Origin of the sequence: Bacillus cereus group sp. BfR-BA-01331 (assembly GCF_022663915.1) — a bacterium.
Classification (GTDB): domain Bacteria; phylum Bacillota; class Bacilli; order Bacillales; family Bacillaceae_G; genus Bacillus_A; species Bacillus_A mycoides.
Map to the genome: position 1 here is coordinate 63,030 of NZ_JAKUGJ010000002.1, position 25,977 is coordinate 89,006.

The window sequence follows — 25,977 nt, forward strand, 5'->3', positions numbered from 1 at the left end:
TATATTAGGAACTATACAGCGCTATTGTGAAATCAATGTGTTTTCTGCAAGTATTTCTCTTCATGCCAGAGACAAGCTTTATTAAATAAAAAAGCCGGCATAAAGCCGACTTTTTAACATCATTTAATCTGTACATGTTCTTCTTTGATCCATTTGTTCCCACCTATATCTATATATCCATCCTGACGATTCCAAATACGATAAGGGACCTTCCCATCGACCGCACCTGTATCATTCCCGTTTGGCCCATCGTACGTTCTAATTTCATATCCAGGTGTGTACTTTGAATATGCATAAAACCATTGTACATTAAAATGTTCTAACTTAGCCCACTGTTGTTCACCACCTAAACAAATCATATCTTTTTCGCCACCTCCCCAATAACCTTTATAGATTAAATATGGGATTTTTTTCGTAAGTCTTCCTATAAACTGCGGATTCGCAGGATTTTCATATAAATTAATGCCGTATCCATCATCATATTTTGAAACTGCAATACCAATTCCATTTGGTTGCTTACTGTCTCCAATACTAGATTGATTTGTTTGATTTGAACCTATAAACCAAGAAAGATTTTTATTCCCAATTAATTGATTCAAATCACATTTTCCAATACCAGGAACATTTCCTGAATCAGTATATTGCCAAATATCACAAGGATATGCTGGCTTATTCCCTCCATAACGAGGGATCCAAATAAAATCAGCATCAATATTGCGAGCTCCAAATGATACATACGTGTGATGTCCTACATATAAACCAATTTTTTTTGCTCCTAATCGGCGTAATTCATCAATAAATGCTTGAGTCCCGCCTTGCATATCTACCATTGTTTGAACTTCTACATCTGCCACCCAAAATTTAGCGTTTTTATCGCCACGATTCCAAAAATCTTGCGCTTCTTTTTTTGCATCTGAAATAGATATAAAACGGCAAAATGCATAATTCCCAAATGGGATACTACGTTTCTTCATTTCTTTCACATAACCTTGATACATAAAATCGACCGTATTCGAACCATCTTGAACTCTAGCAATAACTAAATCTAGCTGAGACGCTGCAATATCCCAATTAATATTTCCATTCCATTTCGAAATATCTACAATATAACCCATTACTAATCAACTCCTTTTTATTATCTTATTCAAAGCTTGTATTATTGTTAGACTCATACGCCTAATACAAACTCTCCATAAAATAAATAAATATAATCTCATCATTTTTTCAAAATATATAACCTATCTAGAATATTTTTCTTTAAATTAAATAGACAAATTTAACTTTCTTACTATAAATATCGGGATAAAACTATAAATAGTGTGCATACTATATGTAAGCTATTTTAGCTTATACTCATAACTGACCTCCAATATTTTTCAATCTCCCTGTAACTAGGCAGCTAAATAATAAAAGCTGTCTAGTTATTTTTTTCTTTATGTACAAGAAAAAGACATTTTCGATTCAGGAAAATGTCTTTTCAGATTTTAATAATACAGTTTTGGGGTTATATCCTTATTTTGTATATTCCCTTCAATAACAAATCGTTCATCACTAGTGCTTGTAACGCAGCTTGTAGAGAATAAAATAGGGAAATCGCACACAACGTCGTTCATTACATCATGAAATACATTGGCAGCAACACCTGTAAACGTTTGACAAAGGTTTGAAATATCATCGTTAAAAAATTGAATAACTTTCGCAGCAAAAACTGGAAAAATAACATTCGCTCCACCTGGTAGCTGTGGTTGTACAACAACTTGTTGAAAATAAGGATTATTTTCTAACGCTACTTGAAATAAATGTGCAATTTCAAATGCATCTAGTGGACATGGAAGCGGATTTACAATCACACTTTCTTCGTTACTAACAACAACCGTTACACTTACATTTCCAAATTCCACGAACGGTTTAAGAAGCGTAGCTAATGCTATCGCTTTTTCATTACTCATAGCTTGTACTAAAATAATAAAATTCCCACCAACTGGAATAAGTGGACCAACTGTTACAGTTGGATCAGCACCTATAGAATTTTTAAGCTCATTAAAATACGTAATCCACGGTGGTAAAAGCTCAACTTGTACATTTTCTTGCATTCTTTCATTCTACCTCCTTATACAATTCTTATTACCATAATATGTAACTACTTTAAAATTGCATAAGGCATATATACTATTTTCTTACATTCATTATTTATAGTAATGAAGCAATTTAAGGAAAGTATTCTATGTTTCTTTCCTAGCTTCAAGTAATGTGCTTATTATAGATGCCATGTACTAATATGGCATCTATAATAAGCAACTACACTAAATTTACATATTATATTTAAATGTCTTCACATTCAAAAGAAGATTAACACATAAACCTTCTATAAATAAGGAGTTTATTTAATGAAAAAAATCCCTATCGTATTCAAAGTCCCCCCGAATTCAAAGCTAAAAGTTACATTCTACGGTCCTTGTAACGAAGTAATTACAAATGTATCTTTAATTAATCAACTACTCACCCCTACCTGCAAAACTGTATCTCAATATCCAGACTTTAAGAAATATATAACTGAAGTCCGATCATTATCAAATTATTAATCGTATAATTTTATGATTTATCGTTTCGAACAGTACGATAACGAAGTAATAAAAAGAGCCGCATCTTTCAAAAGAAACGGCTCTTTTTTCATTTCACAAAAACATGACTTCACTAAAAAACTAAAATAACTCATTAATTGATATTCTATTGATATTTTGTTGATATTTTACACATATTAATGAAATGAGCATATATTATCGTATGGAGATTCTCCACTCATAAAGCCTATCTTTTTTTGAGCATACTTTATTTGTATGCTCCTTTTTTATTCTTTACTTAACGGGTTATCCTGTTAGCATTTCCAAATATCCACCTATAAAAACATTGAATATTCCAAAAAACTCTTTTCTTATTATGCACTATGAATATAAGTTTAATAATTTATCTGTAGCTACATTTTCAGTATCACTTAAATCGACAAAATAATGAAGTTGCCACAGTTGACTCTTCTTAGCTTGATTACTAACAGGCTTATCCCAAATAGGGTAAACCCTCATAGCCATTTTCCCTTTTTGGTTTTGAGTTTTTAATATTTTTTCTTTTAGAAGAATCTCTTTTGGAAAAATAAATTGTCCTAGTTTATTATCCGCTATACAAGTGATAACTAAAAGGTTAGGAGCTGAATCATAAGAAAATGCCTGATTGCTCATGGAGGCATTCTTCTCCCAAAAAGAAACAAATTGTCCCATCTTATTAGGCGTAATTTTTGATACCCTAAATCGGATGCTTCTATTATTTAGATGGAATACCCCACCTGCATATTCTGAATTTTGCTTTTCTTCTTTTCTTTTAGTAATTAATAGATTATTAGGTTTGTAAATCATTTCATCTAGTTTTTCAATTATATTACTAAAATTTGTCATGTAAACGCACCTTTTTTATTTTCCAGTATACCAAGAACATTCGTTCTTGTATATTAAACTTAAACAAATGTTGGCTTTGAATAGTCTTTCAAAGATTATTTTATCTACTCCATCCATAACTTCAAATTTTCTTTTATAGTATTTATTACATTACTCTTCCAATTCCTTGTATTTTTCATTATTATATTAATATAATAATATAAAACGAGGTAAATATTACATGAATCCATCCAAAATTGACTTCGGCTCCATAGAGCAACCTTTATTCCTATTAATTTTATATCTTATCGCAATTCTTTTAACACTCGGCATTACATTTAGTATATGTCATTCCCTTTTACTAAATTTAAATGCACCGAGATGGGTAGCACAACTGTTAGCTATCGTATTAACTCTAGGTGTTGCTTATCAAGTATTTATGAACTTATTTTAATATATTACCAATTTAACACCTTTAACTAAAAGGCCCTACCATAAGGTAGAGCCTTTTTTAAAAAAATAGTCCATAAATCACAAACATGTCTTTTATTTTATTGGAGATGGAAATCTTGCAGCTTCAAAATGCGTACTAATAAATCCTGGATCATTTTGTATAATCAGTCCATCTACATCACTCTCAGCAAAAATTTCAACTACATCTCCTGCATGTAATTGAAGTATTGTTGAAACAGCTACGACATTTGCAAAATTGGATGGACCAAAAAAATCATTATCTATCGCTATAGCTGGATTATCATTTACCCGAATTTCTACACGCGCTCTATAATTCGTATTACTATCATTAGGTGCAAAGCTGATTGTACCAATAATAGAATAAACCCCTCTAGTCTTCGGAATAAAATCTGATGTTACTGGATTATATTCATCCGCTAAATCAAACTGTTCATTTTGGAATAATACTTTAACAAAAGTATTTGCAGTGACATTTTGATCTACTGTACTAACCGCTCTAAAAGCAGATGCCCTTACAAGTTTATCTTTCTCATTATCACAACACTTATCGTAATAATCTGTACTCTTCTTACAACAAGTATGCTTTGTCTTTTTATAGCCATTGCAATGCTTACAATAATAATAAGACATATTTATATCCCCTTTCTAAATCTATTGTTGTATACTATGCAAAATAAATTTAAAAAGTTTGGACGAGCTATTGCTATTATGAAATTAAAAAACTCCACCGAAAAGCAGAGTTAATAATTTTTTTCCTTTTTAATATTTATACAATTGGAGATGGGAATCTTGCAGCCTCAAAATGAGAACCGTCTTCTGTACTACTAATAACCCCATCTATACTACTTTGTGCAAAAATCTCGACAATATCACCTGCATGTAATTGAAGTATTGTTGAAACACTTACGACATTACCGAAATTTATTGGACCAAAAAAGTCGTTATCTATAGCAATTGCCGCATTTCCATTCACTCGAACTTCTACACGCGCTCTATAATTTAAATTTGTATCGTTCGGAAAGAAACCAATCGTCCCAATTACGGAATAAACTCCTCTAGTCTTCGGAGTAAAATCTGATGTTGCTGGGTTATATTCGTTCGCTAAATCAAATTGTTCATTTTGAAATAATACTTTAATAAAAGTATTAGCTGGAAGGTTTTGATTAACTGTATTTACAGCTCTAAAAGCAGATGCTCTTACAAGGTTATTCTCCTTATGATCGCAAGAACAGTCATCACATCTTTTACCGTACTTATTATAATAATCACTTCTTTTTTTACAGCAATCATGATTTTTCTTTTGGTAACTCTCACAATTCTTACAGTAGTAATAACAAGACATATATAGTGCTCCTTTCTAATCTACTACTGCATAATATGTATGCTAGACTTGGAAAGTTTGGACAGGTTATTGCGATTACAAAAATAAAAATGCTCCACCATAAGGCAGAGCGAAGAGAAAGTATAACTTTTAAAAACAAAGCACTCATGTAATATTATGGTTAAATCAGTAATACAAATTATCTAGTTTCATCAACTCGGATTTTCAGAAAAAACTCCTCTGTACGATTTTATTATTATTGAATAGATTATATTGTTCAGTGAGATATGCAATATTTCGTATTTTGTTATTTCAATATTCCTTTATTATCGTTGAGTTGTAAACATTCTCTTAAAAACATTTTAAAATCAACACTTACTCTATAACAAATACTTTTTCATCCTTTAGAATTACCTATAAGCATTATATCCAAATATTATTATTGTAAATTATCGACCTGTACAAGCGTATAATTTTTGTGTATTCTATGGACAAGGAGTAAGGTAAGAGTTACTCTTTGCCATTTTAGGAAAGCATCCAAAATTTATAAACGCTTGGCAATAATTTTTGCCAAATTCCGCTCTCATCATTCTTATCGTCACCTTTCATTTTGGAAAAATAATATCCCCCACTTAAGAATCCTTGCGTTGCATATAACTCATGAGGTTGTAACATCCTCATTCCAATATCTAAAATTTTATAATTGTTCCCTAGATACGAATCATTTCTTATAAGGACGCTCTGTACTTGCGCCCTTATATAAATACTTAAATGTATTCCCCCGCATATTTTTATAAATTGTATACAGTTCCATATGGAATTGTTGAAACAGAAATTCCGTATGGTGTAATATGATGCATTGGGTAATAATACTCCATAGATGGATAGTACGGTTGTATGCCTTGCTGTATTTGTTGCATTTGTTGCATTTGCTGCTGTGCTTGTAACGCTTGTTGAACAGCTTGAATTGTAGTTTGTGCTCCGCTATACGTAATACCCGCCGTACCATACGGACGCATTCTATCTCGGGTATCAAAATATGAATAAAACATTATTATTCAACTCACTTCCATATAAGTTATTACAAAGTATGTTATGATTCTTAATTTCAGTGAGTGTTAAAAACTAGTCCACTAGCTTTTATTCAAATAGCATTTTTGTTCACCTTCCTTCTTTTGACCCTCACTCTTTCCTGAAATATTCCGGCGATTTTTCGCATTCAAGGCCAATCTTTTCACCGACAATCAATCGGTCTACATTTGCAAGCATCCACGGGTATTCAGGATGCTGCAGGATTGCATTTCTGCGTTGTACCTTTAAATCCCGTACGCTTGGAATCGACTTATGGCATCATCTTGTAACTTTTCGGCATCGATAGACATTGTCATGATACCTTCTTGCTCCTGTGGATCAGCTTTACCATAGCCATTGTGCATGGACATCTGGTTTTCTAGCATCTAGCTCACATCCTTAAAAAATGCAGGATTTCCCTTTCCATTATCGAATTAGTAATGTTTGGAAAGGGGGTGTAACATGGCAGAAATTAAAGTAGGACTTACACAATTTTTAGACTTCACACTGAAAAGTAGTGCAGCTAAAACAAACTTTGTAAAAAATCTAAAATCTCAACCTGAATACCAACCAGCTTTTGATTACTGGAAACAATTACGAGACACTGTTATTAAATTTCATCAAAATGAACTACCTTTTGAATGTTTCGAAACATTAGTGCAAACGGTTGATCAAAAGAAAAAGCAAAACTATATCGATGTCATAAAGCAGTACAAAAAATTTATTAAAAACAACGACGTCTCTTGGTTCGATCCAGGAAAATCACATTGGATATCAGATAATTTAATCGTCCGCTCATCACCTGAACTCGGTTTGCTCATTAATGATGAGCCGCATCTTATCAAACTATATTTCAAAGGAAAAAAAGAGCGAATTGATAAATACAACATCAACTCAACACTGACATTATTAAATGAATCAACATTTTCAGATGAACATAACGATGTGAATTATACGGTTCTTAACATCCAAAAGAACAGAATGTATACGAATAACTCTATTAATAATGATCATTTAATAGCGCTTGAATCAGAAGCTAACCAGCTTTTTTATATATGGAATAAGGTGTAAAGGGTACTATCCATCTCTTTCAATACCTTTTCCATGCATAATTTGAGCACAATTTTCACAAATCCTATCAGTTTCATTTAATTGAAGCTCACCTTCTTGTTCCTCACAAACAATGCAGGGTGGGCGTTTTTGCGAAAATAGTTTCTTTAACCATTTCCGCATCCTAACTCACCTCCTCCGAAAGAGTGATATAATGAGCTCTCTTCACTAAATCAGCGTTACCCCCCTGGTTTTTTAACCGATGAAGAAGATCTTCGTTTTTTAGAACATGCAAAAGAAAACCGTTATTATATCGCTTATCTTCTTGCTATTACATGTGGAATACGTAAAGGTGAAATCTTAGGTCTACAATGGAAAGAGATTGCTGATTTTACCTGCCATTACTTTAATGGCACTAAATGACCATCTGCAAAAAATCTCTGAGGAAAAAGAGCGATATGATGAAAGCTATAATGACTACGATTTGGTCTGCCGTTTCAGAAGTTTGACACAGCTCTGGAAAAAGCTTATAAAGAAAAGTGAGGTTCCCGATATTCGGTTCCATGATCTGAGGATTATGTTAAAGCAAGGTATACATCCGAAGATTGTGAGTGAACGATTAGGACACAAAAAAGTAGGTATCACCTTGGACACCTACTCACATATTGTACCAGGACTTCAGGAAACTGCGGTGGATCAATTTGCAAACGAATTATTCGGAAAGAAAAACTTTTGTTAGAAGTTTTCGTTTCTAGGCAAAAACACCACCTAAATAACCCCAAATATTATAAGTGAAAAAGGAGAAACAAACATGAAAGAAATCAAAGCTGAACAAGAATTCAAAGACATCATCGCAAGCGAGGAGCCAGTAGTTGTTAAGTTCTTTACTACATGGTGCCCAGATTGCGTGCGTATGGACAACTTTATCGGAGATGTAATGGAAGAGTTCAATAAATTTGAATGGTATTCTATTAATAAAGATGAGTTCCCAAGTATTGCTGAAGAGTATCAAGTAATGGGTATTCCAAGCCTACTTGTATATCAAAATGGCGAAAAGTTAGGTCACTTACATAGTGCAAATGCAAAAACGGAAGAGCAAGTTACTGAGTTTTTAGAAGCATACTAAGAAACGAAAAACCTCTGAAAAATCATCAGAGGTTTTTTCGTTTTCAAATTGTTCTTTACCTTTGTTCTCTTTCTGGAAAGTAAATATTATAATGCTTTCTCCTCTTCTTATTGAAGAATTTTGTTATCATTTCTTATATATTACTCACACGAGGAATTACAAAGAGTCATTTTGCGAAAAATATATATGAAAAAATTTTTGAGAATCGTTATTCTCGCCCTCTTTCCATTTGCCATAATCATCATTACTTGTTTAATAAAGTGAAACTTTAATCAGTGGGGGTTTTGTTCATCCCCCACTGATTATTAGCCTTCACCAATCGGGCGTTTACGGGCAGCCCCACTCCCACCTAACTTCTTTGCTCCAACTGAATTTTGAGGTGGGGGTCTTACTGCCCTCAAATAGCGGGATAAATTTCTACTTTGTACGTTTCAACATATTTTTCCTTAACGAAACTTTGTTATCCCCTTCTTAAAAAGCTATAAAACGTCAACAATGTTTGTATAGACCCACACGAGTTTCGTTTGATACTCTATGTATAGAAAGAAATTCCTTGTAGAAAGGCGAGTGATTAAAATGGATTCTCTTTCTCATAAAGAAGCTGATAAAGGTGCTATTGTCAGCATTATAGCCTACATATTTTTATCCTCTATGAAAATCATCATCAGTTATATTACCCTCTCTAGCGCATTACGTGCTGACGGTTTGAATAACTTAACGGATATTGGTGCTTCTTTAGCAATATTAATTGGCCTGAAAATTTCTCGTAAGCCTCGTGACCCAGATCATCCATATGGGCATTCGCGTGCAGAACAAATCGCATCACTTGTTGCTTCCTTTATTATGGCAACGGTCGGATTAGAAGTTGTTATTAGTGCAATTCAATCGTTTTTCAATCCGAAACAAGCAGCACCTAATGTACTTGCTGCATGGGTGGCTTTATTTTCTGCTGTCGTTATGTACGGTGTATACAAGTATACGAAAAAGATTGCAATGCGAACAAAAAGTAAATCATTAGAGGCTGCTGCAAAAGATAATTTATCAGATGCTCTTGTAAGTATTGGTACAGTAGTAGGTATAGTCGGAGCACAGTTCCAAATGCCTATTTTGGACCCTATTGCTGCTTTACTTGTCGGTCTTATTATTTGTAAGACTGCGTGGGAAATTTTCGTAGAAGCTTCTCATATGCTAACGGATGGAATTGATCCTGAAAAAATGGATGAATACGCTGATGCTATCGGGCATATTTCAGGTGTAGAACATATTGTAGATATTCGCGCTCGTATGTATGGGAATCAAACGTATGTAGATATTACAATTGAAGTAGATGCTCGAATAGATGTTAGAGAAAGCCATTGTATTACTGACAATATTGAAGATATGCTTCGAAAGAAATTCGGGATTTACCATGCTCATATTCATGTGGAGCCCATGCAAAAAGAACCTATTATGACATAGGTTCTTTTTTAATGAACGCCTTATGAAATATAACACATAAAACGAGCCAGCTACCTCCCGCTGCCCATCCGGCTAATATGTCAGATGGATAGTGCACGCCAAGATAAATTCGGCTAACTGAAATAGATAATACAACGAAGCTTGCTATAAAAATAATCAGCAACTTTTTATGCAATGAAATACGATCTTCTGTAATTGTGACGTATGCAATAAATCCTAAAAAAGCAGTAGCATTCATCGTATGACCGCTCGGAAAGCTATATCCAGTTGCTGTAACAAGCTGCGTCACATCAGGTCGTGCTCGTTCATACCATAGTTTGAGCATACTGTTCAAATAACGTGATCCGTAATAATTAATTGTTAGAAGTAATGCACTTAATATTTTTTTTCTAAGAAGAAAATACATTACAAGTATAACGAGTAACGGGAAATATATTCTTTTTGAACCGATAAAGGACACCCAAGTAAAATAGGTTGTCAAATACTCGTTTCGGAAACTTTGAATAAAGTGTGCGACTACATTATCAAATTTTTCAATACAAGCGGTATGATACGAAAGTGATAGTGCGACAAAACAAATGAGTAGTGTACAACTTAACAAGTATAAATGTCGGTATCGTTTCACATACATAACCTCACTATGCAAAAAAATGGAGCGGTTGTTTTAGTTTTCCTCCCCATTTCTTTTTTATGCATAGTTTATTAAAAAATATTATTGTTAATTTTTTGCTGCATCGTTGGAATATCTTCGTTTGTTACTGTAAAGCGAATAACCTTCTCATCAAGATCAAGTGCTTCTGCGAATAAACCAGCCAATCCACGTGATTTTCTATCTACTTCCATAATAATTTCTAATCGATCGTGGGCACTTGGCAAAATTAATAATTCTAATTCATCTAATTTCCCATAATACTCTCCGGAAACTGGAATAAACTCAAATTCTTGTGCGAATGGAACTTGCTTACGTAATCGATACGGTAATTCTTCGCATTCTATATGACGCGCTTTAAAACCTAATTGATTTACACTATTTAATACACTGTTCAATAGCGCATTCGGCAATACTTGAATATAATCACGGTCACTTGGATCAATACTACGTTTAATATCAAGACCTGTATGAACCCAAACCGTTTTCATTCCAAGTGTTAGTGGTGCTTCAATTGGCATTAAAAACGAAAATGGAATTTCCACTTTTTCATTTGGCTCTACAGAAAATGGATCTGTTAAACGAACTCGCTCTAAATCATAGGATGCAGTTACTTTTTTATCATCCACTTCTCTTACATATGACGTCGACAACGTTAAGTAAATGCTTTCAATTTCTTGGCTAACTGAACCTCCAGTTATATGAACCTTCCCTACTATCTCTTCTCCAACTGTATACTCATCTTTTTCAAGAACAGTATCTACTTTTGCACTACCAATACCAACGCTTGCTAAAAACTTTTGAAACATGAAGTCTCCATCCTTTCTAAAGCGTAAGCTACATCTTTTTTCAAATCTTGTACATTTTCATAGTATGGCGCTTTCATTTGTAACATTCGCATTAGCATGTCGCGATTATATTCTTCCAGCGCTAACTCTTCATACCAAGGTTTTTCCTTTTTTTCAGTCGATTCATAACTAGCATACAATAAAAATAATACGAAATGACCGAGCGCATAAAAATCGCTACGAAAGTGAACTTCTCGCATCAAAGCTTGTTCACCTTCATAAGTTATAGCACGCTCATCACCCTCACCTTTCAATTTAGCCAATCCAAAATCAATAATACTAATCTGATTTTCTTTCATTAATATGTTTGGAATACGTAAATCTCGGTGAATGATACCTTTACTATGAAAATACGAAACAATTCCTAGTACTTCATATAAAATTCCAAAAACTTCACGTTCATCATATACTTGGCCATCTAAGAAAATACAATCTTCGAAATTTTCCCCCGGCATATACTCCATCACCAAAAAGTTCTTTTTCTCCCATATGAAATGATCATGTAGGTTAGGAATTGACGCATGATTTAATGTTTGTAAAATCACTTTCTCTTGCTCAAATGATTTTCTACCAGACTCATATCTTTGTTTACTTTGCCTTAATTGTTTTAAGACTTTATATTTATTTATTTGCAAATCATTAACGATATATGTAACCCCATAACTGCCCATTCCAATTACTGATTCAATCTTATAACGCTCTGCAACGATTGTATTTTTTCGCAGTGGTCTATCAAATAAAGCTAGTATACGACGCCATTTCATCAGCTACTTGAAAAGAAACTACGGCTTTTACGTTTTCTTTTATAATGCTGATGCCCATAACCAGATGAACGTCGTTTATTATCGCTACTTGAATATGAGCGCCCTCTATGACGATAATCACTACTTGAATACGAACGATGTTTTTTCTTTCCTAATAAAGAATCAATAATTTTTTTGAACATCCCTTCACCTCTTGTATAAAATTTTCTTTTAATTATACCAACAATTCTTGTCTATATTTGTGACAAGTTTGTAAAGAGTAAAAAACGACGAGTTAAGCCCGCCGTTACTTTCAATCTTCCTCTTCATCAAAAACTTCATCAATCATGCATTTCTCTAATAAATACTCAAATGTAATATCTGCAAGGTCCTCAATTTCTTCTCTTTTTGGAACGTACCCTCTTTCAATTAGTCGCTCATAAAAAAACTCCGCAATCTCTTCCGTGTCAATTACGACTTCAATTTCCTTCATGAGCATCACTCCTTTATTTCTGTTTTATGAAAAAATCTCAAAATTATGTATATGAGATTAGAAAAATAGTTTTTCTTTTTTTATAAGTCATATCATGTAGGTAAAGGGCATACGATGTTAGTACAAGCTATCCAAAGGGGGAAATAATAATGGAATACCAATATGAAGTAGATCAAGAAGTAGGGCAAACAAAAGAAGAGTTCATGCATGAAGATCAATGGGCAGACTCTCTTATTAAATGGCTTTTTATTTTTTTAATAATTGTAGGCATACCTTATACTGCATATGTTGTTGTTCAATTTATTCTCTCTTTCTAGTTAACTATTTTTTCTCTGTCAATTTAACTAAATAATTTTGAACAACATCCATAACAATTTTATATTCTTCATCTTTAAATGTATCGAATAATAAATGATAATCATTATAAATATCTAATAACCCATCAATAATTTCTTGGCGATTCGTCTTTACACTTACTTTTTTCGAATTGTTAATCGACTTCAATTTTCCTAAATCCAATTTATTCATACCAGCTTTATCTTGCTTCATTTTCTTCAAAATTGCATTTGCCGTTTGTGCATTGGCAAGTAATGTTAAATCTGATTCATCAGCTTCTAACCATTCACCATCAGTAATTCGTGACAATTCATATATAGTATCTTCCCATGCATCATTTTTATATCTCCATACTTCTGTACGAAAACCAACAATACGAAAAACATCTTTATCATATCCAGTTACTTGCACGAGATCACCAAAAGTAAAGTTATAATTTAATTCAATCCACTCTGTGTCGCCCTTTTTCATTTCCTGCTCTGTTACATGCTGCAAAGTTTGCTCAACGTAAAACCCATCGTGATTATTTACTTCGTATACGTAAACTCCATCTAAAACTTTCATATTTGTAACTTTCCCAACGGTTCCATATAGCGTAATCACGACTATGTCTCCTACGTTATATTTAGGTTGTTTTTTCCTTGCCATCAATATCTCTCCTTTTTTAAACGTCGTGATTTTGATAACAGTATATGCAACCTACATAAAAACGCTTATCACAGAAGCTTATATTCATAAATTTTTTCAATAAAAAAGTAGAATTTGTATATAACTTAAAAAAGCTAGTATTTAAACTAGCTTTCACTTTTCATTTATGTTCTAACAGCAAGACGTATTGTAAATAAAAAAGCATAATGAATACTTCACTTCTTTCAAAGTAATGTATTCATTATGCTTTCATTTCCCTAAAACTTCATATCGTTATCTCTCTTGTATATATAAATCCCATGCATCATCAAATATAGACATACTTTCTAGCATTCCACTTAACTCTAAGTATGAACTAATTACATCATAGTCTTCAGATTGCTTCGGAAAACTTAAATCATCATACATCGCCTCTGCTAAATCTGATATTTCATTTTTAAATAAAGCTGCACGGTGCTTCATCATATAATGGTAAAATGTCTTTTTCAAAAATATTCCCTACCTTTCTAACTTGGGTACATTATACAAGGCAAAAAAGAAAAAAACCAGCATAAAAGCTGGTTAGAAGTCGAAATAATTCCTTTTTAATAAACGTGGTCTTCCCATTAACTCTTCGTATGTTAGTTGTTTTGGCAAATCTTTCGTATAAATTAAAAACAACTGATCTTCAATTTCTTTTACAGTATGGTCTGCTTGATAGTCCATTCCACATGAGGAACAAGTAATACATGGTGTCTCTTGGATTTCAATGGCTTTCGTACCATCTGGTAATTCCCAATATACAGTATTCAAGCTTTCTTTCGCTTCTGTACTGTCACACCACATACAATTCATACTACGTCACCCTCATTTTTTTTGTCATCATCTAACTTTGCTATTTGTGCTTGATATTTTTTATCTTTTAATTGATCACGCTTATCACGTTTATCTTTTAAAGAAGCATGCGTTTCATTGACTTCATAATCTTTGCGGCGATTCATACGTTGTAAATCATCTGGAACAAGATTAAATTTCTTATCACTCATCAATCCTGCAACGCCGATATCAGAACGTTTTTCTTCATAAGTCGGATAAATTTCTTTAAAGTAGCCTTCTGCTCTTCCTGGGATATAGTTTTCCGGTTCTGGATACGTTGTAATAACCCCTTCAAAGTTACGAAGAACAACTTTATCCGCACTTTGTGAAATTAAATAGTTTGGCTGAAGCGCAATTTTTCCGCCTCCGCCCGGTGCATCGACAACGAAAGTTGGTACTGCATAACCAGACGTATGTCCACGTAAGCCTTCAATAATTTCAAGACCTTTCGAAACTGGTGCACGGAAATGACCGATACCTTCTGATAAATCACATTGATAAATGTAATATGGACGAACACGAATTTTCACTAAATCATGCATAAGTTTTTTCATAATTGGAACGCTGTCATTAATTCCAGCTAAAATTACAGCTTGGTTTCCAATTGGAACACCTGCATTTGCAAGCATTTCACATGCTAGTTTCGATTCTTCTGTAATCTCAATAGAAGTGTTAAAATGCGTATTTAACCATACTGGATGGTATTTTTTAATAATGTTACACAGGTTTTCTGTAATACGCTGCGGGAATACAACTGGTGCTCTCGTTCCGATACGAATAATCTCGACATGCGGGATTGCTCGTAAATTCTTTAATACATATTCTAAAATTTTATCATTAATTAGAAGTCCATCACCGCCAGAAATTAAAACGTCACGTACTTGTGGTGTTTCACTAATATAAGCAATCGCATCATCTAATTGCTTTTTCGGTACGCCCATTCCAATTTGTCCACTAAAACGACGACGTGTACAGTAACGACAATACATAGAACATTGATTCGTTACTAAAAATAGTACACGGTCTGGATAACGATGAGTTAATCCTGGAACTGGTGAATCTTCATCTTCATGAAGAGGATCTTCTAAATCATATTTTGTTTTATATAACTCTTCCGAAATCGGTACTGATTGCATCCGAATCGGACAGCGTGGGTCATCAGGATTCATTAGCCAAGCATAGTACGGTGTAATGTTTAACGGGATCGTTTTCGTTGAAATTTTAACGCCTTCTTCTTCGTCAGGTGTTAAGTTAATTACTTTCTTTAAATCATCTAAAGTTTTGATCGTATTCGTTAATTGCCAAACCCAATCATTCCATTGTTCTTCTGTAACATCTTTCCATAATTCAATATCCTTCCAGTGACGATTTGGTTTGTATACATCATGTAACATTGCTATTCCCCCTTTTTATACGCTCATCCTTTATATAAGCAATAATTATGCCAACTTCATATTCTTGATAAGTAAATGCGAGAAATACCCTATTATATAAGAGAATAAATATTTTTAAGTGCTGTACTAAAACGCTATTTACTATCATATTCATTACTTGTTATATATGTAAACGCTCTTTTATTGGTGCAAACGCACAAAAACCGCCGATTATTCGGCGGTTTTGTCGTACTTGCTCAGTTTATATTGAAGCGTTTGACGCGGAATACCTAACATTTTTGCTGCTTGCAAAATATTACCTTCCGTTTCAATTAACGCTTGATCTATTAATTCTTTTTCCGTTTGATGTAGAGCTTCCCTAAGTGGTAATATACTTTTCTTCTCCTGAATTTTCTCTTTCCGAAATGTTCTTGGCAAGCAATTTGCTGTTAACGAATTCCCTTCTGTAATAATGACGGCATGTTCAATCGTATGCTTTAACTCACGAACATTTCCAGGCCATTGATAAGCTTGTAATCTTTCTTTCGCTTCCTTATCAATTTGAAGTACACCTTTTTTATAACTTTTATTATATTCTTTCAAAAAGTAAGACGCTAATAACAGTACATCCTCAGTTCTTTCGCGAAGCGGCGGGATATATAATGAAAACACATTTAATCGATAGTATAAATCAGTGCGAATTTTATTTTCTCTTAAACATACTTCTGGAGGCTGATTCATTGCAGTAATAACGCGAACATCTACTTTTCTCGTCTTATTATCACCAATGCGACGAATAACTCCATCTTCTAATACACGTAGCATTTTTGCTTGTAAATCAAGCGGCATTGAATTCAGTTCATCTAAAAATAATGTCCCTCCATCTACAAGTTCAAATAATCCTGCCCGTTCGATTGCCCCTGTATAACTACCTTTTGTCGTGCCAAACAGCAAACTTTCTAATAGCGACTCTGGCAAAGCTGCACAGTTTTGTGCAATAAACGGCTTATTTTTTCGTTTAGAAGCTTCATGAATCGCTTGCACAAATAGCTCTTTCCCCGTTCCAGTTTCACCATATATTAAAACATTCGCATCGGTTGGCGCTACTTTTTGTGCTAACTCTTTCGTCTGTTTAAAGCGGGAATCATCAGTTACAATTGTCTCGAATGCAACATGCTTTTTCACCGTTTTTTTGCTAGTCGATCGTTTTATTTTCGATTGTAGATCTACAATCGTATCAGTAAGCTTTTGAATAGTAGAATAATCTTTCGCAATTTCTACAGCACCAGCAATATTTCCATCTATTAAAATAGGTAACGTTGTATTGACTGTACAAACGTCTTCCCCATTTAAATTTTGGTAATGTTGAACTTGGTGTACGATTGATTTTTTTGTATCTAATACTTTCATCAACGTACTTGTTTCTCTGGATAATGACGGGAATGCTTCTAATAAATGCTTTCCTAGTACATTTTCAATTTTAGATCCATCATGTTTTGCAGCAACTGTATTATAAAAGATTGTAATCCCATTTTCATCTACTGCATGTATGGCCTCATCTATACTGCCCAAAATCGCTTCAATGACTTCCTGTGTCGAAACTGCTAGCAATGTCATCCCCCCTTTTGCCGAAAATCCAGCAAATTCATCGCCGAATTTTCGGCACCCTCTGTGCGATTATAAGCATGACGATTCCGTTCTACTATTTTGATGAAATGTGTATATATTTTTATTGCTTATTTATGGTTAAGTGACACTTTAATCAGTGGGGCTTTATTCACCCCACTGATTATTCACCCGACTCCCACCTAACTTCTTTGCTTTACAGCCGAATTTTGAGGCGGGAGTCTTACTGCTTTCGAATAGCTGGATAAATCTTTCACCCATATATTCATATCTTCCAACTTATCAAAAATATAGCAATTATTCGCAAGCCTTCCCGTATATGTATAGCCTAATTGATGAAAGGCTGCATTCATACCGAAAGATAGCGAGCGAGCAATTGTATAAGAACAAAAAATAGATTTTTCTTGGAGCTCTTCCTCCAATTTAATTAACAGACTTTTCATGAAACCATGTTTTCGATATTCAGGTAATGTAGCACAATTCGTTAATTCTGCATTACCTTCTTTCACGTTCATTTCAGCAGATGCTGTACTAATAATTTTCCCCTCGAATTCATAAACATAGTAAATTGTATCGTCTTCCTTCATCGTCTGCTTTACATAATTCCTATCATTTAAAGGTGTCGGATAAACTTCAAATACTTTTCCAAAGACAATTGCTAATTCTTCCGCATCCTCTTCTGTCGCTTTTCTTAACACAAATTCCTCTGGGACTATTTTTTCTTTCACTTCTTTTTCTTTTACACCACTTAAAATAGTATCTTCCTCAGTCCAATGAATACTATTTCGTCTTTCATCATTATGATATTTCACGAAGAAGTGCGCATCGTGCCCTTGAAAATAATGAGGTATCGTTGCTTCCAGTAAGAAACCGAAAGAGAGCCATGTTGAAACATGCTCTCCCTTTCCTTTAATAATACATTTAGTGAAAGAATGTTTCTTTGCTAATTCATCGATTGTTTGTATGATGCTTTCAACATTTCCTGTATAGTGATCAACTCTAATACGTTTATTAAAATAATCTAAAACCCCTTCTACTGTATAATGCTTTGTCTGTTCACTAAAAGATTCATAGTATTTCATTTTTTCACCTCACACCAATCTAGTAATGTACATGCAATTATTTTTGCGGCAGCAATCATTTTATCAACTTCTATATATTCGTTTGGATAGTGTGCTACTTTCGTCTCTCCTGGACCAAATACTATCGTGGGTACGTTAGCGATTTGTGTGAACAAACCTCCATCTGTTCCCCATGGCGAAGCTTCTATAATCGGCTCGTTCCCTTCGATTTCAACAAAGTTATGTTGAAGCGTTGTAATAAGTGGATGATTTTCTTCTAGTTCACCAGGAACCCATCTAGCCCCAAACCATTCTACTTCTACAGGATTTTTTACAAACCAACTATCCACATCTTTTAATTCACCAATCCAGCCCTCAAACTCTTCTTTTGCTGCCTCTATAGTCTCATTCGGCGCAATACCACATCTTCCTTCTAAAATTAATGAATCGGGAACAGAACTTGGCCAGCTTCCCCCTTCAATTTTCCCAACGTTAATTGGAATTGGAATCGGAATCCCCTTAAATAACGGATCTGTAATTCTACCATTTCTCTTCTCTTCTAATTTTCTCAAATGCTCTACAACAAACATACTTTTTTCAATTGCACTTACTCCCTCATAACGTGTACCACCGTGTGCTGCTTTTCCTTTTATATGTAGACGAAACCACATTGATCCTTGTTGTTTCGGAAAAAACTTCATATTCGTCGGCTCAGGAATAATAACGCCATCTGCCTTATATCCTCGTAAAATAGCAGCTAATGTTCCTGCCCCACCGCTCTCTTCTTCTATTACACTTTGAAAATGTATATCACCTTTTAGTTCAATACCAGATTCAATAATCGCTTCCATCGCAAGCATAAGTGAGACATTGCCGCCTTTCATATCTGTTGTTCCACGTCCATATATGCGGTTTCCTATTTTCTCTCCACTATATGGATGATGGTCCCACTGATTTACATCCCCTTCTGGCACGACATCAATATGCCCGTTTAAAATCATAGATTTCCCTTCGCCACTTCCTTTTAAAGTCGCTACAATGTTCGGGCTATCTGTAAAACTTATACGAGGTGATACGAAATAAGGGTGATCTTTCATTTCATTAAAAGCAGGCTCCCAAATATCAAGATCTAGACCTAACTCACGCAACTTTTCAATAACAATTGCCTGCGCACCACTTTCATCACCAGATACGCTCTTTTCTTGAATTAATCGTGTTAAAAATTTTACACTCTCTTCTTCATGACCCTCAATATAATCACAAACTTGTTTTTTTAATTGCTCCATATATTACAACTCCCCTCATTCAATTACTAGTAAATTTGAGCTTATATGAAAATCAGCTGTCGTATGTCGTTTTACATCTTCTACAGTATATGGACTCATTAATTCTTGTAAGACAAGTCCTCTTTGGGTCACTTCCATGACAGCCATGTCTGTAATAATTAAATCTACACATTTTTTCGAAGTTAATGGCAATGTACATTCCGAAACAATCTTTGCATTTCCGTATTTATCAACATGATTCATCACAACAACGACCCGCTTCGCTTTTTGCGCTAAATCCATCGCTCCTCCAATACCTGGAACGCGTTTTCCTGGTACAATCCAGTTCGCTAAATCACCATTTTCACTTACTTGTAACGAACCAAGTATCGTAACATCAAGTAATCCTTTTCGAATCATGCCAAACGCCATGCAGCTATCAAAATAACTTGCTCCTGTAATAAGAGATGTTGGTAAACCAGCTGCGTTACATAAATTCTCATCTTCATTCCCTTTACTTGGCGTTGGTCCCATACCAACAATACCGTTTTCTGCATGAAACATAACATTCATATCTTCTGGCAAATGATTCGGTACAAGCGATGGAATTCCAATACCTAAATTTACAAGCATACCATTCTGAATTTCTTTCGCTGCACGTCTTGCAATCTTATCTCTTACTTCTACGCCCATACCCATTTCCAATTCACTCCTTCCGATGGCACGATATAATTTACAAATACACCTGGGACGACAATTTCTTCTGGATCTAAACTTCCAAGTGGAACAATTTCTTCTGCTTCTACAATCGTTATGTCACCAGCCATAGCTACGTGAGGATTCATATTACGAGCGCTTTTATCAAATACAAGATTTCCAAATGGATCCGCCTTTTTCGCATATACAATTGCGACTTCAGCCGTTAAAGCTGTTTCAACTAAATATGTCTTTCCATTCATTTCAACTGTGCGCTTTCCTTCTTCTACAATCGTATCAACACCAACGTCAACTAAAATACCACCAAGCCCTACACCACCAGCGCGAATACGCTCTGCGAGTGTTCCTTGCGGAGAGAATTCAATTTGCAATCTTCCTTCATTTAATTGTCTTCCCGCATTTGGATTTGACCCAATATGAGAAGTAACTAAAGATTTAACTCTTTCATTCGTAACAAGACGACCGATTCCTACATCAGGAAATCCAGTATCATTTCCTATTAAATTTAAATTTGTAATGCCTTTATCTAAAACAGCTTGAATTAAAGATGGAGGGGATCCGATTCCTCCAAATCCCCCAAACATTAATGTCATATCATCATGGAACAAAGAAATTACTTCCTCTATTTCTTTTAATTTACCGAATGTATTTGTAATAGTTGTCATGCGATACTATGCCCTCCTTTTTGCATCATCTCTTCCACGCTCTTTACAAAAATTGAAAGTAATTCATCTAACTCGGAATATGTAGTTGTCATTGGTGGTGCAACAAGCAGTGCACTATCCTCTTTTCCTGCTTGCCCTGAAACAGCTTGGTATAAGAGAAGTCCATTTTTAGCAGCAACTGAAATAAGCTCCGATGCTTTTGTAAACGGTTGCAATTCTATTCCAATTAGCAATCCTTTTCCACGCACATCGGCAATGATTGTCGATTGTTGCTGAACTTTCTGCAAACCTTTTAATAAATACTCTCCCTTTTCTGCTGTTTTTTCAGGTAAATTATGTTTCTCCATATATTCAATAACAGCTAAAGCCGTTGCTGCAGACAATGGATTTGCACTAAGCGTATGCCCGCTCATTACAGAACGTGATCCATGTAAAATCGGCTCCATAACACGGTCACTTACTATTGTCGCTGCCATTGGTGTATAACCCGCTCCTAGCCCCTTACCAAGCGTCATAATATCCGGTTCTACACCCCAGTGCTCCATAGCAAACCATGCACCAGTACGACCAAGTCCAGTCATTACTTCATCCGCAATAAATAATATATCGTAATGACTACAAATATCTTTAATTACTTTATAGTATTCTTTCGGCGGAACAACCGCGCCTCCAGCAGCTCCGATAATCGGTTCAGCAATAAAAGCTGCAATATGTTCTGCACCAATTCGATCAATCGCTCTTTCTAGTTCAGTCGCACAAGAAAGTTGACATGTTGGATATACCTTTTGTACAGGACATCTAAAACAGTATGGAGCTGGAATAGTCGGATAATCTTCCAAAATAGAAACGAAACGTTGTCTGCGCAGTGGATGCCCAGACATAGATAAAGCTCCCATTGTAATCCCGTGATAGCTCATCCACCGTGACAAAATTTTATGTTTCCCTTGAATGCCACGCTCCTGAAAATGCTGAATTGCGATTTTCATAGCTGTTTCATTTGCTTCCGTACCACTATTCACAAAAAAGCTCCAGTTCAAATCTCCTACACATAAATCACTTAACTTCTTCGCTAATTTTTCAGCTGGTTCACTCGTAAACTGTGATCTATAAACGAAAGCGATCTCCTCTGCCTGTTTTTTAATAACTTCTGCTATCTCTGCTACGCCATGTCCAATACCTGCCGTAATCGCTCCAGACGAACCATCAAAATATTTATTTCCGTTTTGATCATACAAATACACACCTTTTCCATGTGAAATCATCGGATATGGCTGACCAACAAGTGGTTTAATTAAGTAATCGCGCATAGCGCTCCCCCATTTCTCCAATTTGTATATGTATATGAAGAAAATTGACGTTTCTTTCATAAAAAAGAATCCTCTGCAAAAGCAGTGAATTTATCAAAAAACTATTATAAAATATACAAATGATTGCTAAATATTATTTCGAAAACAGAAAATTCAGAACTAAAAATGAAGACCAACCTTACCTGTACGCTTAAATACCCCTTCCTAATTTAAGATAACAGCAAATTGAATATTTTTTTAATATAATATCAACTTCCCTCAATTGCTGACATTGTGTAAACTTCGACGGAACTCCCGTTATTCTCCTTCCTATTATCCTACTTTATATTGCATATTTTCAAACAAAATTCGACATTTTACTCCGCCTCATTTATCGTAACTATTTCTTAACAAATAGTACCACCTGTTTAGAACAATAAAAAAAGAACCGATTAACCACATTAATCAGTTCGGCACGACGCTCTTTTATCGGTATTACCTTATCCAACGCATCACTAAAATTAATAGCAATACTCATAATACAAATCCATAATTCGTCCCACAGCCTATAGCACCAAATCCTCCATAACTTCATTCCAAATAACTATGGGGATATCCCCATCCCAATGGTTCCACTCCTTCCATCAAAGTCAAACTACCTTTCCTTTATAATTTATGTAGGACAATTATCGATTTGTATGTGTGTTTGCCTATAAATAAAAAAATCCCCATTTTAACTTTTCTTTCTAGAAAGGCAAGTTTTTTGCATAACCTCTTTCTAGCTTCGCATATATTTGTAATGATGATAAAGGAGGAATGTTCATGACTCAATCCGAAATTGAAAAATACGGCCAAGAAGCTGCACGTTACGAACAGCTCGCTCGTTACTATCAATATAGCAATCCTAAAAGATATGTAGAACTCTATATGAAATACTATGATGCAATTACAAAACTTGTACAAGCATATGAAAAGAGAGATTCACAAGAAGCGACTTTACCGTCACATATGAGAATCTTCCACACAGCTCCCCATACACCAGCAGTTGATATTATAATAAACGGACAAAAGGTTATTAAAAATATTTCTTTTAAACAATTCAGTCCGTATTTATCATTAGTGCAAGGTAAATACCGTATTGATATTGTCCCTGTCGGAAACGAAACTCCAATATTTTCAGCATTAGTACCGATAATGGGGAATCACACTTATACCCTTGCAGCGGTCAATAGCGATAATCATCTCCAATTACAACCCATTCTTGATAATACTCATTTACCATCTGGTCAAGCAAAAATACGGTTTGCACATTTTTCACCAGACACTCCAGTTGTAAATGTAAATTTAAAAGATGGGGATCATTTATTTGAAAATGTACTCTTTAAGCAAATAACAGATTTTTTACAAGTTAGCCCTGGTACAGCAGATATTGAAGTTTCACTTGCTGATACAAAAAAAGTATTATTAACCATTCCAAAATTCAACGTTGAACCAAATACAATTTACACAATTTCAATAGTTGGTTATTCAACTGAGGATCCAAAATTAGAGACCGTTATACTTACAAATTAAAACAGTCTACACCATTCGTATGGTGTAGACTGTTTACTTTTGAAACGTAATTTGAAATTCTGTCCAATCGTTATCCGAACGACACAATATGGATCCGTTATGTTTTTCTACAATTTGTTTACATACAAATAGTCCAATACCAGTTCCTAGCTTTTTAGTAGTTACAAATGGCTCAAAAATGGTCTCTACATTGTCTGCTGGAATCATAGGTCCATTATTTTTTATAACAATGCGAACAGCCTGATCTTCTTCAAATACATCAATGATAATTTTCCGCTCTTCTTTCACCGATTCAAGAGCATCAATCGAATTCATTAAAATATTTAAAACTACTTGCTTCACTTCACTCCGGTAACCAACGAGTGGAATAGGATACGGCAAATTCTTTTCAATCAAAACATTTGCATTAACTAAACTTGGATATAAGAATTGTATAATATCTTGAAATAAGTCATTTACCCAAAAACGTTCAGATTCATTCCACATTTCTTTTTTCGATACAAGTAAAAATTGCGAAATCCTAAAATTTAATTGATCTAATTCATGTGAAATAATATCTAAATATGATAGATTAGGGTGATCTGTCTTCAATAACTTTACAAATCCCATAATCGAAGTTAGCGGATTACGAAATTCATGCACAAAACTAGCCGACATTTGCCCTAGAATCGTAAGCCTTTCTTTATGTGTTTCATTTATATATTGCTGTTTTTCTTCTAAATTTCTCGATATAATTTCTGAGTATTTTAAAACGGTATAATAAATTAATTTGTCAAAACAAGTATGTATTTTGGCCATAATCGGTTTCAGTTCACGAGCACTTACATCCAATTCGCACATTGCTTCAAAAAGTTCATTTCTTCCCACATTTGCATTGTAAACAAAATCTCCAATATTCGCATCTGCCCCTGCACGCTCAATGGCAATTTTCTCACATAATGGCTGAAGATAATTAATGTCTTTATCTTCCATAATGAGTTCGATAATTAACTCTAATAAATTCGCTCCATTTTGAACTACCTCTTGTTTAAATGGATCTTTTTCGGAAATTATCATTTTGTTTTTCCAGTTCTCTACGAATTGGTGCCTGTTGTTTTTCAAGTGCGAACAAAATACTTCTTTAATATCCTTATCGATTGGAAAAACCTCCATTCCCTCCATTTCCATACGACGAATACCCTTTATATTTTGAATATTAACACAAAAAATACATTTCGTTAATAGATTGTTGTCACATTTTGTTAATTTCTGTTGATAAAATTTATTTTTCCTTTCTTATTTAAATAAGTTTTATTCATATATCCCTTTTCTCTTCTCATTTTTTTAATTATTTTCCTGTTCAAAACTACTTTTTTTTGCATCCTTTTTAATTCTTGCGTACAATAAGAAGTGAAAGGTGTGAAAAATATGGTAAATAAAAATGTGGAAGACTATCTCCAAGAAGGCATATATGGCCAAAAGCAAAACAAACCAGAAGAACGTAATATGTACTTAACTACATTACGTGAGCGTGTAGAAATCGCTTTAACAATCGGTCAAGTAATGCAAAGTAATGTGTATACAGAAGTAACGGGTAACATACGTTCTTCTCAATCATTACAACTATTCCTAAATGGAAGCATTGCTTACCCACATTTATCAAAATACATTAAATTAGCAACTGAAAAAAATATTCCTTTTACAATTGTTCAAAATAAAGGTACTGAAACACCAATCGGTTTAGTACTCTCTCATAGCACTGCTGTAGATAAAGAACATATTTATGTCGAAGATAATATTTTCAAACAAGAAATGAAGTAAAAGGTACACTTGATTAAATGTAATCGTTCCGAGAAACGTAAAACAAACAATAAAAAACGAGTATGGAATCGTAAACATTTCCTGCTCGTTTTTTATTGCGGTGTTTAAGCTCGAT

General features: G+C 34.2%; 33 protein-coding genes and 1 pseudogene. 9 read left to right on the top strand and 25 right to left on the bottom strand.

Annotation, left to right across the window (positions count from 1 at the left end; translation table 11 throughout):
- Positions 1–119: 119 nt before the first annotated feature.
- Together MR155_RS04520 and MR155_RS04525 are read right to left on the bottom strand one after the other, a co-directional pair.
- Positions 120–1,115 carry a glycoside hydrolase family 25 protein gene (locus tag MR155_RS04520; RefSeq protein ID WP_002136170.1) on the bottom strand — a complete coding sequence of 332 codons (996 nt, stop codon included), beginning with the start codon at positions 1,113–1,115 and terminating at the stop codon, positions 120–122.
- Between the two features lie 369 nt (positions 1,116–1,484).
- Complete coding sequence (locus MR155_RS04525) at positions 1,485–2,093, bottom strand: hypothetical protein (protein ID WP_219302197.1); 609 nt, start codon at positions 2,091–2,093, stop codon at positions 1,485–1,487.
- A 294-nt stretch (positions 2,094–2,387) separates the two neighbouring features.
- Here MR155_RS04525 and MR155_RS04530 point away from each other — a divergent pair, with 294 nt between their 5' ends.
- Entirely contained in the window at positions 2,388–2,582 is a 195-nt protein-coding gene (locus MR155_RS04530) for a hypothetical protein (RefSeq protein WP_219302196.1), read from the top strand.
- A gap of 360 nt (positions 2,583–2,942) precedes the next feature.
- Here MR155_RS04530 and MR155_RS04535 read toward each other — a convergent pair whose 3' ends face one another.
- A complete protein-coding gene (locus MR155_RS04535) occupies positions 2,943–3,446 on the bottom strand; it encodes a MepB family protein (protein WP_219302195.1) in 504 nt (167 codons plus the stop codon).
- A 220-nt stretch (positions 3,447–3,666) separates the two neighbouring features.
- Here MR155_RS04535 and MR155_RS04540 point away from each other — a divergent pair, with 220 nt between their 5' ends.
- Entirely contained in the window at positions 3,667–3,879 is a 213-nt protein-coding gene (locus MR155_RS04540; RefSeq protein WP_219302194.1) for a hypothetical protein, read from the top strand.
- A 92-nt stretch (positions 3,880–3,971) separates the two neighbouring features.
- Here the strand turns inward: MR155_RS04540 and MR155_RS04545 are convergent, their stop codons facing one another.
- The 5 genes and pseudogenes from MR155_RS04545 to MR155_RS04560 form a co-directional block, all read right to left on the bottom strand.
- A complete protein-coding gene (locus MR155_RS04545) occupies positions 3,972–4,529 on the bottom strand; it encodes an ABC transporter permease (protein WP_242308402.1) in 558 nt (185 codons plus the stop codon).
- Between the two features lie 136 nt (positions 4,530–4,665).
- Entirely contained in the window at positions 4,666–5,241 is a 576-nt protein-coding gene (locus tag MR155_RS04550; protein WP_219302192.1) for a C1q-like domain-containing protein, read from the bottom strand.
- A gap of 770 nt (positions 5,242–6,011) precedes the next feature.
- Positions 6,012–6,272: a DUF3947 family protein gene (locus MR155_RS04555; RefSeq protein WP_215574935.1), complete on the bottom strand. Its 261-nt coding sequence runs from the start codon at positions 6,270–6,272 to the stop codon at positions 6,012–6,014.
- A 133-nt stretch (positions 6,273–6,405) separates the two neighbouring features.
- Positions 6,406–6,540, bottom strand: a pseudogene (locus tag MR155_RS32210) (YqaJ viral recombinase family protein); the annotation flags it as partial.
- A complete protein-coding gene (locus MR155_RS04560) occupies positions 6,537–6,677 on the bottom strand; it encodes a hypothetical protein (RefSeq protein WP_181777946.1) in 141 nt (46 codons plus the stop codon). The gene MR155_RS04560 and the pseudogene MR155_RS32210, both read right to left, overlap by 4 nt.
- A 76-nt stretch (positions 6,678–6,753) precedes the next feature.
- Here MR155_RS04560 and MR155_RS04565 point away from each other — a divergent pair, with 76 nt between their 5' ends.
- On the top strand, positions 6,754–7,362 hold the full coding sequence (locus MR155_RS04565) for a hypothetical protein (protein WP_219302191.1): 609 nt from the start codon (positions 6,754–6,756) through the stop codon (positions 7,360–7,362).
- Between the two features lie 6 nt (positions 7,363–7,368).
- Here the strand turns inward: MR155_RS04565 and MR155_RS04570 are convergent, their stop codons facing one another.
- Positions 7,369–7,524, bottom strand: a complete 156-nt coding sequence (locus tag MR155_RS04570; RefSeq protein WP_219302190.1) for a hypothetical protein — start codon at positions 7,522–7,524, stop codon at positions 7,369–7,371.
- Between the two features lie 199 nt (positions 7,525–7,723).
- Here MR155_RS04570 and MR155_RS04575 point away from each other — a divergent pair, with 199 nt between their 5' ends.
- The 3 genes from MR155_RS04575 (at position 7,724) to MR155_RS04585 (ending at position 9,925) form a co-directional block, all read left to right on the top strand.
- On the top strand, positions 7,724–8,080 hold the full coding sequence (locus MR155_RS04575) for a site-specific integrase (protein ID WP_113937808.1): 357 nt from the start codon (positions 7,724–7,726) through the stop codon (positions 8,078–8,080).
- A 72-nt stretch (positions 8,081–8,152) separates the two neighbouring features.
- Positions 8,153–8,467: a thioredoxin family protein gene (locus MR155_RS04580; protein ID WP_002012639.1), complete on the top strand. Its 315-nt coding sequence runs from the start codon at positions 8,153–8,155 to the stop codon at positions 8,465–8,467.
- 576 nt (positions 8,468–9,043) lie between these two features.
- Complete coding sequence (locus MR155_RS04585; RefSeq protein WP_219302189.1) at positions 9,044–9,925, top strand: cation diffusion facilitator family transporter; 882 nt, start codon at positions 9,044–9,046, stop codon at positions 9,923–9,925.
- On the opposite strand, the gene MR155_RS04590 is transcribed toward MR155_RS04585, so the two are convergent.
- The 5 genes from MR155_RS04590 to MR155_RS04610 all read right to left on the bottom strand — a co-directional run bounded on the left by MR155_RS04590 (position 9,915) and on the right by MR155_RS04610 (position 12,658).
- Positions 9,915–10,550, bottom strand: a complete 636-nt coding sequence (locus MR155_RS04590; RefSeq protein ID WP_242308404.1) for a phosphatase PAP2 family protein — start codon at positions 10,548–10,550, stop codon at positions 9,915–9,917. The genes MR155_RS04585 and MR155_RS04590 overlap by 11 nt on opposite strands.
- Before the next feature lie 77 nt (positions 10,551–10,627).
- Positions 10,628–11,383, bottom strand: a complete 756-nt coding sequence (locus MR155_RS04595; protein WP_242308414.1) for a sporulation protein — start codon at positions 11,381–11,383, stop codon at positions 10,628–10,630.
- Positions 11,365–12,186 carry a serine/threonine protein kinase gene (locus MR155_RS04600; protein ID WP_242308425.1) on the bottom strand — a complete coding sequence of 274 codons (822 nt, stop codon included), beginning with the start codon at positions 12,184–12,186 and terminating at the stop codon, positions 11,365–11,367. The genes MR155_RS04595 and MR155_RS04600 overlap by 19 nt, the downstream gene beginning before the upstream one ends.
- Positions 12,186–12,368, bottom strand: a complete 183-nt coding sequence (locus tag MR155_RS04605; protein ID WP_002141661.1) for a hypothetical protein — start codon at positions 12,366–12,368, stop codon at positions 12,186–12,188. The genes MR155_RS04600 and MR155_RS04605 overlap by 1 nt, the downstream gene beginning before the upstream one ends.
- A 110-nt stretch (positions 12,369–12,478) precedes the next feature.
- Positions 12,479–12,658 carry a YozD family protein gene (locus MR155_RS04610; protein WP_002012644.1) on the bottom strand — a complete coding sequence of 60 codons (180 nt, stop codon included), beginning with the start codon at positions 12,656–12,658 and terminating at the stop codon, positions 12,479–12,481.
- 149 nt (positions 12,659–12,807) lie between these two features.
- Here MR155_RS04610 and MR155_RS04615 point away from each other — a divergent pair, with 149 nt between their 5' ends.
- Complete coding sequence (locus MR155_RS04615; RefSeq protein WP_000456534.1) at positions 12,808–12,975, top strand: DUF3930 family protein; 168 nt, start codon at positions 12,808–12,810, stop codon at positions 12,973–12,975.
- A 4-nt stretch (positions 12,976–12,979) separates the two neighbouring features.
- On the opposite strand, the gene MR155_RS04620 is transcribed toward MR155_RS04615, so the two are convergent.
- The 10 genes from MR155_RS04620 to MR155_RS04665 all read right to left on the bottom strand — a co-directional run bounded on the left by MR155_RS04620 (position 12,980) and on the right by MR155_RS04665 (position 22,511).
- Positions 12,980–13,642, bottom strand: coding sequence for a hypothetical protein (locus MR155_RS04620; RefSeq protein WP_002012647.1), 663 nt, complete (start codon positions 13,640–13,642; stop codon positions 12,980–12,982).
- Between the two features lie 273 nt (positions 13,643–13,915).
- Entirely contained in the window at positions 13,916–14,131 is a 216-nt protein-coding gene (locus MR155_RS04625; RefSeq protein WP_002085796.1) for a YozE family protein, read from the bottom strand.
- A gap of 72 nt (positions 14,132–14,203) precedes the next feature.
- A complete protein-coding gene (locus tag MR155_RS04630) occupies positions 14,204–14,476 on the bottom strand; it encodes a YokU family protein (protein WP_002085797.1) in 273 nt (90 codons plus the stop codon).
- A complete protein-coding gene (kamA, locus tag MR155_RS04635; RefSeq protein WP_002012651.1) occupies positions 14,473–15,891 on the bottom strand; it encodes a lysine 2,3-aminomutase in 1,419 nt (472 codons plus the stop codon). The genes MR155_RS04630 and kamA overlap by 4 nt, the downstream gene beginning before the upstream one ends.
- A gap of 210 nt (positions 15,892–16,101) precedes the next feature.
- Positions 16,102–17,487: an arginine utilization transcriptional regulator RocR gene (gene rocR / locus MR155_RS04640; RefSeq protein ID WP_219302185.1), complete on the bottom strand. Its 1,386-nt coding sequence runs from the start codon at positions 17,485–17,487 to the stop codon at positions 16,102–16,104.
- Between the two features lie 191 nt (positions 17,488–17,678).
- Positions 17,679–18,578, bottom strand: coding sequence for a putative beta-lysine N-acetyltransferase (gene ablB / locus MR155_RS04645; RefSeq protein ID WP_219302184.1), 900 nt, complete (start codon positions 18,576–18,578; stop codon positions 17,679–17,681).
- The gene (locus MR155_RS04650) at positions 18,575–19,843 is read right to left on the bottom strand and encodes a peptidase (protein ID WP_085310907.1); all 1,269 of its coding nucleotides are present in this window, start codon (positions 19,841–19,843) and stop codon (positions 18,575–18,577) included. Before MR155_RS04650 ends, ablB begins: the two co-directional genes overlap by 4 nt.
- 15 nt (positions 19,844–19,858) lie before the next feature.
- Positions 19,859–20,521 (bottom strand): CoA transferase subunit B, encoded by a 663-nt coding sequence (locus MR155_RS04655; RefSeq protein WP_002127246.1) that lies wholly within the window; start codon positions 20,519–20,521, stop codon positions 19,859–19,861.
- Complete coding sequence (gene atoD, locus MR155_RS04660; RefSeq protein ID WP_002085805.1) at positions 20,506–21,204, bottom strand: acetate CoA-transferase subunit alpha; 699 nt, start codon at positions 21,202–21,204, stop codon at positions 20,506–20,508. Before atoD ends, MR155_RS04655 begins: the two co-directional genes overlap by 16 nt.
- On the bottom strand, positions 21,201–22,511 hold the full coding sequence (locus MR155_RS04665; RefSeq protein ID WP_002136137.1) for an aspartate aminotransferase family protein: 1,311 nt from the start codon (positions 22,509–22,511) through the stop codon (positions 21,201–21,203). Before MR155_RS04665 ends, atoD begins: the two co-directional genes overlap by 4 nt.
- An 801-nt stretch (positions 22,512–23,312) precedes the next feature.
- Between MR155_RS04665 and MR155_RS04670 the strand changes: the two genes are divergently transcribed.
- The gene (locus MR155_RS04670; protein ID WP_002012659.1) at positions 23,313–24,062 is read left to right on the top strand and encodes a DUF4397 domain-containing protein; all 750 of its coding nucleotides are present in this window, start codon (positions 23,313–23,315) and stop codon (positions 24,060–24,062) included.
- A 33-nt stretch (positions 24,063–24,095) separates the two neighbouring features.
- Here MR155_RS04670 and MR155_RS04675 read toward each other — a convergent pair whose 3' ends face one another.
- Positions 24,096–25,229, bottom strand: a complete 1,134-nt coding sequence (locus tag MR155_RS04675; protein ID WP_337460022.1) for a BA2291 family sporulation histidine kinase — start codon at positions 25,227–25,229, stop codon at positions 24,096–24,098.
- Positions 25,230–25,469: 240 nt separating this feature from the next.
- Here MR155_RS04675 and MR155_RS04680 point away from each other — a divergent pair, with 240 nt between their 5' ends.
- Entirely contained in the window at positions 25,470–25,862 is a 393-nt protein-coding gene (locus MR155_RS04680) for a YueI family protein (protein WP_219302181.1), read from the top strand.
- The last annotated feature ends 115 nt before the right edge of the window (positions 25,863–25,977 follow it).

Bases quoted from the DNA above. Each gene is read 5' to 3' on its own strand.
- MR155_RS04520 (WP_002136170.1), bottom strand. From the start codon at position 1,115: ATGGGTTATATTGTAGATATTTCGAAATGGAATGGAAATATTAATTGG.
- MR155_RS04525 (WP_219302197.1), bottom strand. From the start codon at position 2,093: ATGCAAGAAAATGTACAAGTTGAGCTTTTACCACCGTGGATTACGTAT.
- MR155_RS04530 (WP_219302196.1), top strand. From the start codon at position 2,388: ATGAAAAAAATCCCTATCGTATTCAAAGTCCCCCCGAATTCAAAGCTA.
- MR155_RS04535 (WP_219302195.1), bottom strand. From the start codon at position 3,446: ATGACAAATTTTAGTAATATAATTGAAAAACTAGATGAAATGATTTAC.
- MR155_RS04540 (WP_219302194.1), top strand. From the start codon at position 3,667: ATGAATCCATCCAAAATTGACTTCGGCTCCATAGAGCAACCTTTATTC.
- MR155_RS04545 (WP_242308402.1), bottom strand. From the start codon at position 4,529: ATGTCTTATTATTATTGTAAGCATTGCAATGGCTATAAAAAGACAAAG.
- MR155_RS04550 (WP_219302192.1), bottom strand. From the start codon at position 5,241: ATGTCTTGTTATTACTACTGTAAGAATTGTGAGAGTTACCAAAAGAAA.
- MR155_RS04555 (WP_215574935.1), bottom strand. From the start codon at position 6,272: ATGTTTTATTCATATTTTGATACCCGAGATAGAATGCGTCCGTATGGT.
- MR155_RS04560 (WP_181777946.1), bottom strand. From the start codon at position 6,677: ATGCTAGAAAACCAGATGTCCATGCACAATGGCTATGGTAAAGCTGAT.
- MR155_RS04565 (WP_219302191.1), top strand. From the start codon at position 6,754: ATGGCAGAAATTAAAGTAGGACTTACACAATTTTTAGACTTCACACTG.
- MR155_RS04570 (WP_219302190.1), bottom strand. From the start codon at position 7,524: ATGCGGAAATGGTTAAAGAAACTATTTTCGCAAAAACGCCCACCCTGC.
- MR155_RS04580 (WP_002012639.1), top strand. From the start codon at position 8,153: ATGAAAGAAATCAAAGCTGAACAAGAATTCAAAGACATCATCGCAAGC.
- MR155_RS04585 (WP_219302189.1), top strand. From the start codon at position 9,044: ATGGATTCTCTTTCTCATAAAGAAGCTGATAAAGGTGCTATTGTCAGC.
- MR155_RS04595 (WP_242308414.1), bottom strand. From the start codon at position 11,383: ATGTTTCAAAAGTTTTTAGCAAGCGTTGGTATTGGTAGTGCAAAAGTA.
- MR155_RS04600 (WP_242308425.1), bottom strand. From the start codon at position 12,186: ATGAAATGGCGTCGTATACTAGCTTTATTTGATAGACCACTGCGAAAA.
- MR155_RS04605 (WP_002141661.1), bottom strand. From the start codon at position 12,368: ATGTTCAAAAAAATTATTGATTCTTTATTAGGAAAGAAAAAACATCGT.
- MR155_RS04610 (WP_002012644.1), bottom strand. From the start codon at position 12,658: ATGAAGGAAATTGAAGTCGTAATTGACACGGAAGAGATTGCGGAGTTT.
- MR155_RS04615 (WP_000456534.1), top strand. From the start codon at position 12,808: ATGGAATACCAATATGAAGTAGATCAAGAAGTAGGGCAAACAAAAGAA.
- MR155_RS04620 (WP_002012647.1), bottom strand. From the start codon at position 13,642: ATGGCAAGGAAAAAACAACCTAAATATAACGTAGGAGACATAGTCGTG.
- MR155_RS04630 (WP_002085797.1), bottom strand. From the start codon at position 14,476: ATGAATTGTATGTGGTGTGACAGTACAGAAGCGAAAGAAAGCTTGAAT.
- kamA (WP_002012651.1), bottom strand. From the start codon at position 15,891: ATGTTACATGATGTATACAAACCAAATCGTCACTGGAAGGATATTGAA.
- rocR (WP_219302185.1), bottom strand. From the start codon at position 17,487: ATGACATTGCTAGCAGTTTCGACACAGGAAGTCATTGAAGCGATTTTG.
- ablB (WP_219302184.1), bottom strand. From the start codon at position 18,578: ATGAAATACTATGAATCTTTTAGTGAACAGACAAAGCATTATACAGTA.
- MR155_RS04650 (WP_085310907.1), bottom strand. From the start codon at position 19,843: ATGGAGCAATTAAAAAAACAAGTTTGTGATTATATTGAGGGTCATGAA.
- MR155_RS04655 (WP_002127246.1), bottom strand. From the start codon at position 20,521: ATGGGTATGGGCGTAGAAGTAAGAGATAAGATTGCAAGACGTGCAGCG.
- atoD (WP_002085805.1), bottom strand. From the start codon at position 21,204: ATGACAACTATTACAAATACATTCGGTAAATTAAAAGAAATAGAGGAA.
- MR155_RS04665 (WP_002136137.1), bottom strand. From the start codon at position 22,511: ATGCGCGATTACTTAATTAAACCACTTGTTGGTCAGCCATATCCGATG.
- MR155_RS04670 (WP_002012659.1), top strand. From the start codon at position 23,313: ATGACTCAATCCGAAATTGAAAAATACGGCCAAGAAGCTGCACGTTAC.
- MR155_RS04675 (WP_337460022.1), bottom strand. From the start codon at position 25,229: ATGGAAATGGAGGGAATGGAGGTTTTTCCAATCGATAAGGATATTAAA.
- MR155_RS04680 (WP_219302181.1), top strand. From the start codon at position 25,470: ATGGTAAATAAAAATGTGGAAGACTATCTCCAAGAAGGCATATATGGC.